The sequence below is a fragment of the Streptomyces carpinensis genome, assembly GCF_002154505.1.
In the GTDB taxonomy this organism is placed as follows: domain Bacteria; phylum Actinomycetota; class Actinomycetes; order Streptomycetales; family Streptomycetaceae; genus Streptomyces; species Streptomyces carpinensis.
Genome location: NZ_MUBM01000766.1, coordinates 1 through 362 on the forward strand (window position 1 = coordinate 1; position 362 = coordinate 362).

Here is a 362-nt window from a genome sequence, read left to right on the forward strand (position 1 = left end):
GGCGCGGAGGCGACCTGCGCGCCATGCTCACCCCGGCCACGGTCGGCTCCACCAGCGGCTTCATGGGCGTGGCCATCGTGCAGCCCGGCGACCGCATCGGTGAGCACTACCACCCCTACTCCGAGGAGTTCGTGTACGTCGTCTGCGGCGATCTGGAGGTGGACCTGGACGGCGACCCGCATCCGCTGCGGCCGGAGCAGGGCCTGATGATCCCGGCCTACATGCGGCACCGGTTCCGCAACGTGGGCGAGGTGGAGGCGCGGATCGTGTTCCACCTGGGTCCGCTGGCCCCGCGCCCCCAGCTCGGCCATGTGGACACCGAGGGCACGGAGACGGTTCCGGTCACGGCCGGCGCGGAGGCG

General features: G+C 72.4%; 1 protein-coding gene. It reads left to right on the forward strand.

Features of this window, described 5'->3' with window-relative positions:
- A partial coding sequence (locus tag BZY54_RS48635; RefSeq protein ID WP_107420036.1) for a cupin domain-containing protein occupies positions 1 to 362 on the forward strand: 362 nt, incomplete at both ends.